Origin of the sequence: Pseudomonas sp. DCB_AW (genome assembly GCF_026240895.1) — a bacterium.
Lineage (GTDB): Bacteria > Pseudomonadota > Gammaproteobacteria > Pseudomonadales > Pseudomonadaceae > Aquipseudomonas > Aquipseudomonas kermanshahensis.
In genome coordinates, this window is sequence record NZ_JAPFCE010000005.1 from 168,989 (window position 1) to 176,834 (window position 7,846).

Here is a 7,846-nt window from a genome sequence, read left to right on the forward strand (position 1 = left end):
CTTTGCAGCCCTTTCCGACCGGCCCGGCGCCCTGGCAAGGCCGCTATTGGATGCACGGCTGGGTTGTCGTGGCGCCTGGAGATCGAGCGCCGCCCGCGCGGCGCTTCGCAGCACAAGGCTGCTCCTACAGGTGTTTCGGGCCAATTATTCCTGTGGTATGGGCGCGCGGCCCCTTGGTTTACTCCACCAGCTCGACCAGCACGGTCCCTTCGCTGACCATATCCCCTTCCTGGCAGAATAGCGCCTTCACCGTGCCGGCATGCGGCGCACGAATGCTGTGCTCCATCTTCATGGCCTCCAGCACCACCAGCGCTGTGCCGGCTTCTACCACTTGGCCCGGCTCGACCAATACCCGCACGATGCTGCCGTTCATGGGCGCGCCCAGGCCGCCTTGGTGGCTGTGGCTGGCCTCGGCTTCGGCGATGGGGTCGAAGGCTTCGATGGCATGCATTTCACCGTCCCAACGCAGGTACAACGTGCCTCCGCGGCGTATCGCCAGGTGCTGGCGGCGCACGCCCGCCTGGTCGTGCACCAGTTGCTCGCCGTTGAGTTGCCAGGTGGATGTCGCGCTACGTTCCAGTGCCACCGCCTGGTCTTGCCCGGCGCTGGTCAGGTGCAGGCTGCTGCGCGCGGGCAGGCCCAGGCGCAGGCCATTGCGTTCAGCCCACGGCGAGCGGTTGTCGTCGTCCCGTTGCTGGCCGGCCTGGCCTTGCAGCCAAGCTTCTGCGGCGGCTTCCCAGAAGGGCGCCGGCAGCGCTTGAGGGGCGGGCAGCAGAACGTCCTGGTGACGTGGGATAAACCCGGTGTCGAGCTCGGCGTCGGCAAACGCTGGGTGCGCGAGGATGCGCCGCAGGAAGGCGATGTTGGTCTTCAACCCGCCGATGGCAAACTCATCGAGCATCGCCAGCAGGCGCAGGCGTGCCTGCTCGCGGTCTTCACCCCAGGCAATCAGCTTGCCCAGCATCGGGTCGTAAAACGGCGACACCACGTCCCCCTCGCTGACCCCGCTGTCGACCCGGCGCCCTTCGCCCGGCGCCGACTCGCGGTAGAACGTCAGCGTGCCAGTGGCGGGCAGAAACTCGTTGGCTGGGTCCTCGGCATACAGGCGCACCTCGATGGCGTGGCCAATCAGCGGTACCTGGTCCTGCGTGATCGGCAACGCCTCGCCACAGGCCACTCGGATCTGCCAGGCCACCAGGTCGAGGCCGGTGATGGCTTCGGTGACCGGGTGCTCGACCTGCAGGCGGGTGTTCATCTCCATGAAGAAAAACTCGCCACGGGCATCGAGCAGGAATTCCACCGTGCCCGCACCCACATAGCCGATGGCCTGGGCGGCGCGCACCGCGGCCTCGCCCATGGCCCGGCGCAGCTCGGGCGACAAGCCGGGTGCGGGGGCTTCTTCGACCACCTTCTGGTGGCGGCGCTGGATCGAGCAGTCACGTTCGTTGAGGTACAGGCAGTTGCCGTGCTGGTCGGCGAACACCTGGATTTCTACGTGGCGGGGCTTGAGTACGTACTTTTCAACCAGCATGCGGGCATCGCCGAACGACGATTGCGCCTCGCGCTGCGCCGAGGCCAGGGCGTCGGCCAGTTGGCTTTCGTCCTCGACCACTTTCATGCCCTTGCCACCGCCACCGGCGCTGGCCTTCAGCAGCACCGGGTAGCCGATGCGCTCGGCGGCGGCGCGGAAGGTTTCCAAATCTTGAGCTTCGCCATGGTAGCCCGGCACCAGGGGCACGCCGGCGGCTTCCATCAGTGCTTTGGCCGCCGATTTGCTGCCCATCGCGTCGATGGCGCTGGCCGGTGGGCCAAGGAAGATCAGCCCGGCGTGTTCGATGGCGCGGGCAAAGCCTGCGTTTTCTGAAAGAAAGCCATAGCCGGGGTGGATGGCCTGCGCGCCGCTGGCTTTGGCGGCGGCCAGCAGTTTGTCGACCTGCAGGTAGCTTTCGGCGGCCTTGGTGCCGCCGAGGTCGACGCGGATATCGGCTTCGCGGCTGTGCCGGGCGTCACGGTCGGTGGCGCTGTGCACGGCGACGGTGGTCATGCCCATCGCCTTGGCGGTGCGCATCACCCGGCAGGCGATTTCACCGCGGTTGGCGACCAGCAGGGTGGTCAACGGGGTACGGCTCATGGGCGCGGCTCCTTGTTGTCGTCGGTTTGCCAGGCAGGGCGGCGCTTTTCGAGGAAGGCGCGCAGGCCCTCCTGGCCTTCGGCGCTGACGCGGATGCGGGCGATAGTATTTTCGCAGTAGCGGCGCAGGGCAGGGCTCAGCTCGCCGTCGTCGACCTCGCGTAGCAGGTCTTTGCTGGCGCGCAGGGCTTGCGGGCTGTTAAGCAGCAGGTTGGCGACCCAGGCCTCGACGTGGGCATCCAGCTCGTGGGCGGGGTACACCTCGGCCAGCAGGCCCAGTTCACGGGCCCGCACGCCGCTGAAGCGCTCGGCGGTGAGGGCGTAGCGGCGGGTGGCGCGTTCGCCGATGGCCTTGACCACGAATGGGCTGATCACGGCCGGGGCCAGGCCGATGCGCACTTCCGACAGGCACAGTTGGGCGTCTTCGGCGCCGATGGCCATGTCGCAGCAACTGATCAGGCCCAGGGCGCCGCCAAAGGCCGCGCCTTGCACCACGGCCAGGGTCGGCGCCTTGAGCCGGTGCAGGGCGTACATCAGCTCGCCGAGCTCGTGGGCGTCATCGAGGTTGGTGTTGAAGTCCAATTGCGCAGACTGCTGCATCCAGGCCAGGTCGGCGCCGGCGCTGAAGTGCCGGCCACGGCCACGCAGCAGCAGAAAACGCAGGCTGCTGTCTTCGGCGATCTGGCCGAGGGCGACGATCAGCTCGCGGATCATCTGTGCGTTGAAGGCGTTGTTCTTGTCTTCGCGGCTGAGCCACAGGGTGGCGAAGCCGCGAGGGTCCTTGACCACTTCTAGGGTGCTGAAATCGCTCATGGGTCACATCCGGAAAATGCCGAAGCGGCTCTGTTCGATCGGGGCGTTCAGCGCGGCAGACAATGCCAGGCCGAGCACGTCGCGGGTTTGCGCCGGGTCGATAACGCCGTCGTCCCACAGCCGGGCGCTGGAGTAGTAGGGGTGGCCCTGGTGTTCGTACTGGTCGAGGATCGGCTGCTTGAGCTTGGCTTCGTCTTCGGCGCTGAACGGCTGGCCGCTGCGCTCGCTTTGTTCTCGCTTGACCTGGGCCAGCACGCCAGCGGCCTGTTCGGCACCCATCACGCCGATGCGTGCGTTGGGCCACATCCACAGGAAGCGGGGGTCGTAGGCGCGGCCGCACATGCCATAGTTGCCGGCACCAAAGCTGCCACCGATGATCACGGTAAACTTCGGTACCTGGGCACAGGCCACTGCGGTTACCAGTTTGGCGCCGTGCTTGGCGATGCCGCCTTCTTCGTACTTTTTGCCGACCATGAAGCCGGTGATGTTCTGCAGGAACAGCAGCGGGATGCCGCGCTGGCAGGCCAGCTCGATGAAGTGCGCGCCTTTTTGCGCGGCTTCGGCAAACAGAATGCCGTTGTTGGCCAGGATCGCGATCGGGTAGCCGTGCAGGTGGGCGAAGCCGCACACCAAGGTGGTGCCGAACAGTGCCTTGAACTCATCGAACACCGAGCCATCAACCAGGCGGGCGATGACCTCGCGCACATCGAACGGTTGCTTGGCGTCGGCCGGCACCACGCCGTACAGCTCATCGGCAGCGTACAGCGGGGCGATGGGCGCCTGGCACTGCAGTTTGCCCAGCTTGTGCCAGTTGAGGTTGGCCACGCTGCGCCGGGCCAGGGCCAGGGCATGTTCGTCATTGTCGGCGTAGTGGTCGGCCACGCCGCTGATGCGGCAGTGCACGTCAGCGCCGCCGAGGTCTTCGGCACTCACCACTTCACCGGTCGCGGCCTTTACCAGCGGCGGGCCAGCCAGGAAGATGGTGGCCTGCTGGCGCACCATGATCGCTTCGTCGGCCATGGCGGGCACATAGGCGCCACCGGCGGTGCACGAGCCCATGACCACGGCGAGCTGCGGGATGCCCAGCGCGCTCATGTTGGCCTGGTTGAAGAAAATGCGCCCAAAGTGCTCGCGGTCGGGGAACACTTCATCCTGGCGGGGCAGGTTGGCGCCGCCGGAGTCCACCAGGTAGATGCACGGCAGGCGGTTCTGCAGGGCGATGGTCTGCGCGCGCAGGTGCTTTTTGACGGTCAGCGGGTAGTACGAGCCGCCTTTGACTGTGGCGTCGTTGGCCACGATCATGCATTCCACACCTTCTACCCGGCCAATGCCAGCAATCACGCCGGCGGCCGGTACGTCTTCGCCATACACCTCGTGGGCCGCCAGCTGGCCGATTTCAAGGAAGGGGGAGCCTGCGTCCAGCAAGCGGTCGATGCGTTCACGCGGCAGCAGTTTGCCGCGTGAGGTGTGCCGTTCCTGGGCCTTGGGGCCGCCGCCCTGTGCAATGTGCGCAAGCAGGCCACGCAGGGCCTGGACCTGTTCGAGCATGGCCGCGCTGTTGCCGGCGAATTCCGCCGAACGCGGGTTGATCTGGGTATGCAAGGTAGCCATGTGCGCCCGTCCCTTGTGCTCAGCGGGTTTCGTTGAACAATTCGCGGCCGATCAACATCCGGCGGATTTCGCTGGTGCCAGCGCCGATTTCGTACAGTTTGGCGTCGCGCAGCAGGCGGCCCGCAGGGAACTCGTTGATGTAGCCGTTGCCGCCCAGAATCTGGATCGCTTCCAGGGCCATTTGCGTGGCGCGTTCGGCGGTGTACAGGATGACCCCGGCGGCGTCCTTGCGGGTGGTCTCACCGCGGTCGCAGGCCTGGGCCACGGCGTACAGGTAGGCGCGGCTGGCGTTGAGCTGGGTGTACATGTCGGCGATCTTGCCTTGGATCAGCTGGAACTCGCCGATGCTTTGGCCAAACTGCTTGCGGTCATGGATGTAGGGCACCACCAGGTCCATGCAGCTTTGCATGATGCCGGTCGGGCCGCCGGACAGCACCACGCGTTCGTAGTCCAGGCCGCTCATCAGCACGCGCACGCCGCCGTTGAGTTGGCCGAGGATGTTTTCTTCCGGTACTTCGACGTCATCGAAGAACAGCTCGCAGGTGTTGGAGCCGCGCATGCCCAGCTTGTCGAACTTGTTGCTGCGGCTGAAGCCTTTCCAGTCGCGTTCAACGATGAACGCGGTAATGCCATGCGCGCCCTTGTCCAGGTCGGTCTTGGCATAGATCACATAGGTGTTGGCGTCGGGGCCGTTGGTGATCCAGGTCTTGCTGCCGTTGAGCACGTAGCGGTCGCCGCGTTTTTCGGCGCGCAGCTTCATCGACACCACGTCGGAGCCGGCGTTAGGTTCGCTCATGGCCAGGGCGCCGATGTGCTCACCGCTGATCAGCTTAGGCAGGTACTTGAGCTTTTGCTCATGGGTGCCGTTGCGGTTGATCTGGTTGACGCAGAGGTTGGAGTGGGCGCCGTAGGACAGGGCGACCGAGGCCGAGGCGCGGCTGATTTCTTCCATCGACACCACGTGGGCCAGGTAGCCCAGGCCGGCGCCGCCGTACTCTTCCGACACGGTGATGCCCAGCAGGCCCATGTCACCGAACTTGCGCCACATGTCGGCGGGGAACAGGTTGTCGTGGTCGATCTGCGCGGCGCGCGGCGCCAGTTCGGCGGCGACGAAGGTGCTGACCTGGTCGCGGAGCATGTCGATGGTTTCGCCCAGGGCGAAGTTCAGGGAGGGGTAATGCATGCGGGGGCACCTTCTTGTTCTTGAAATTGGGTAACACCGTAGCTCATGGACTTTTCATCGTCCCCTGTGGGAGCGGGCTTGCCCCGCGAATGCGTCAGCAGGGTCACCGTCATTGCCTGGATGATCGCTTTCGCGGGGCAAGCCCGCTCCCACAGAGTTCGGCTTAGGTCGATAGATGCGATGTCGTTCTCACCTTTACGTTAACGTAAACCTGCCTTCAGCCACTGTCAATCGCCTCATCACCTTTACGTAAACGTAAATCTGCGCCAGAGTATCTCCCGCTTGCTTCAGTCGTGCCCAGAACAACCACAAGAAGGGACACCCATGAGTCAACCGAGCTATACCCGCGGTCGCCAGGACCGGCCCTTGCTGACCCAAACCATCGGCCAGGCCTTCGATGCCACCGTGGCCCGCTGCGCCGATGGCGAAGCGTTGGTGGCGCGCCACCAGGGCCTGCGCTACAGCTGGCGGCAGTTGGCCGAACAGGTCGATGTGCACGCCCGTGCCTTGATGGCCCTGGGCGTGAACACCGGCGACCGCGTGGGCATCTGGTCGCCCAACTGCGCCCAGTGGTGCATCCTGCAACTGGCCAGCGCCAAGGTTGGCGCGATCCTGGTCAACATCAACCCGGCGTATCGCGTCGGCGAGCTGGAATACGTGCTGCGCCAGTCCGGTTGCTGCTGGCTGGTGTGCGCCGATGCCTTCAAAACGTCGGATTACCACGCCATGGTCCAGGGCCTGGTGCCGGAGCTGGCCAGCGTTGCCCCCGGTGAATTGGCCAGTGAAGGCCTGCCCGAGCTGCGCGGGGTGATCAGCCTGGCTGCCCAGCCGCCGCAGGGCTTCTTGCCGTGGCAGGCGCTGGCCGAGCGGGCAGGGCAGACCACGCTCGAGGCCTTCACGGCCCGCCAGCAAAGCCTGCAGTTCGACCAACCGGTGAACATCCAGTACACCTCCGGCACCACCGGCGCGCCCAAGGGCGCCACCCTCAGCCACTACAACATCCTCAACAATGGCTTGATGGTCGGCGAAAGCCTGGGCCTGACCTCGGCCGACCGCATGGTGATCCCGGTGCCGCTGTACCACTGCTTCGGCATGGTCATGGCCAACCTCGGTTGCATCACCCACGGCAGCACCATGGTCTACCCCAACGACGCCTTCGACGCCGAACTCACCCTGCGCGCCGTGGCCGAAGAACGCGCCAGCATCCTCTATGGCGTGCCCACCATGTTCATCGCCATGCTCGACCACCCGGCCCGTCAGGCCATGGACCTCTCGAGCCTGCGCAGCGGCATCATGGCCGGTGCCACCTGCCCGATCGAAGTGATGCGCCGGGTTATCGACCAGATGCACATGGCCGAAGTGCAAATTGCCTATGGCATGACCGAGACCAGCCCGGTGTCCCTGCAAACCGGCCCGGACGACGAGCTTGAGCTGCGTGTGGCCACGGTCGGGCGCACCCAGCCGCAGTTGGAGAACAAGCTGGTGGACGCCGACGGCTGCATTGTTGCCAGGGGCGAAATCGGCGAGCTGTGCACGCGGGGCTACAGCGTGATGCTCGGGTATTGGGACAACCCGCAGGCCACGGCGGATGCCATCGACCCCGCTGGCTGGATGCACTCGGGCGACTTGGCGGTCATGGACGAACAGGGGTATGTGCGTATCGTCGGGCGCAACAAGGACATGATCATCCGCGGCGGCGAGAACATCTATCCGCGCGAGCTGGAGGAGTTTTTCTACACCCATCCGGCAATCGCGGATGCCCAGGTGATCGGCATCCCGTGCAACCGTTACGGCGAAGAAATCGTGGCCTGGATCAAACTGCACCCCGGGCACAGCGCCACGGTCGATGAGCTGCAGGGCTGGTGCAAGGCACGCATCGCGCATTACAAGGTGCCGCGGCATATCCGCTTCGTTGACGAGTTCCCGATGACGGTGACGGGGAAGGTGCAGAAGTTCAGGATGCGGGAGATCAGCGTTTCGGAAATCAACAGGACCTGATGATTCAAAGCACCCTTCTTGTTCATAACAGGTCGCGAGTTCAAGGCGCGTAACGGGCTGTAAATCGCAAGGGGCCGCTCCTACAGGGGGACGCATTCCCTTGTAGGAGCG

5 protein-coding genes are annotated in these 7,846 nt (G+C 65.2%); 1 reads left to right on the plus strand and 4 read right to left on the minus strand.

Annotated features, from left to right (window positions below; translation table 11 throughout):
* Window positions 1-178: 178 nt before the first annotated feature.
* The 4 genes from OO306_RS05980 to OO306_RS05995 are packed head-to-tail and all read right to left on the minus strand — an operon-like array spanning window position 179 to window position 5,737.
* The gene (locus OO306_RS05980) at window positions 179-2,131 is read right to left on the minus strand and encodes an acetyl/propionyl/methylcrotonyl-CoA carboxylase subunit alpha (RefSeq protein WP_265968037.1); all 1,953 of its coding nucleotides are present in this window, start codon (window positions 2,129-2,131) and stop codon (window positions 179-181) included.
* Window positions 2,128-2,943 (minus strand): gamma-carboxygeranoyl-CoA hydratase, encoded by an 816-nt coding sequence (locus OO306_RS05985; protein WP_099454772.1) that lies wholly within the window; start codon window positions 2,941-2,943, stop codon window positions 2,128-2,130. The genes OO306_RS05980 and OO306_RS05985 overlap by 4 nt, the downstream gene beginning before the upstream one ends.
* Before the next feature lie 3 nt (window positions 2,944-2,946).
* Window positions 2,947-4,554, minus strand: coding sequence for a carboxyl transferase domain-containing protein (locus OO306_RS05990; RefSeq protein ID WP_027592785.1), 1,608 nt, complete (start codon window positions 4,552-4,554; stop codon window positions 2,947-2,949).
* A gap of 19 nt (window positions 4,555-4,573) precedes the next feature.
* A complete protein-coding gene (locus OO306_RS05995) occupies window positions 4,574-5,737 on the minus strand; it encodes an isovaleryl-CoA dehydrogenase (protein WP_027592784.1) in 1,164 nt (387 codons plus the stop codon).
* Window positions 5,738-6,061: 324 nt separating this feature from the next.
* Here OO306_RS05995 and OO306_RS06000 point away from each other — a divergent pair, with 324 nt between their 5' ends.
* The gene (locus tag OO306_RS06000) at window positions 6,062-7,735 is read left to right on the plus strand and encodes an AMP-binding protein (protein ID WP_265968038.1); all 1,674 of its coding nucleotides are present in this window, start codon (window positions 6,062-6,064) and stop codon (window positions 7,733-7,735) included.
* Window positions 7,736-7,846: the final 111 nt, after the last annotated feature.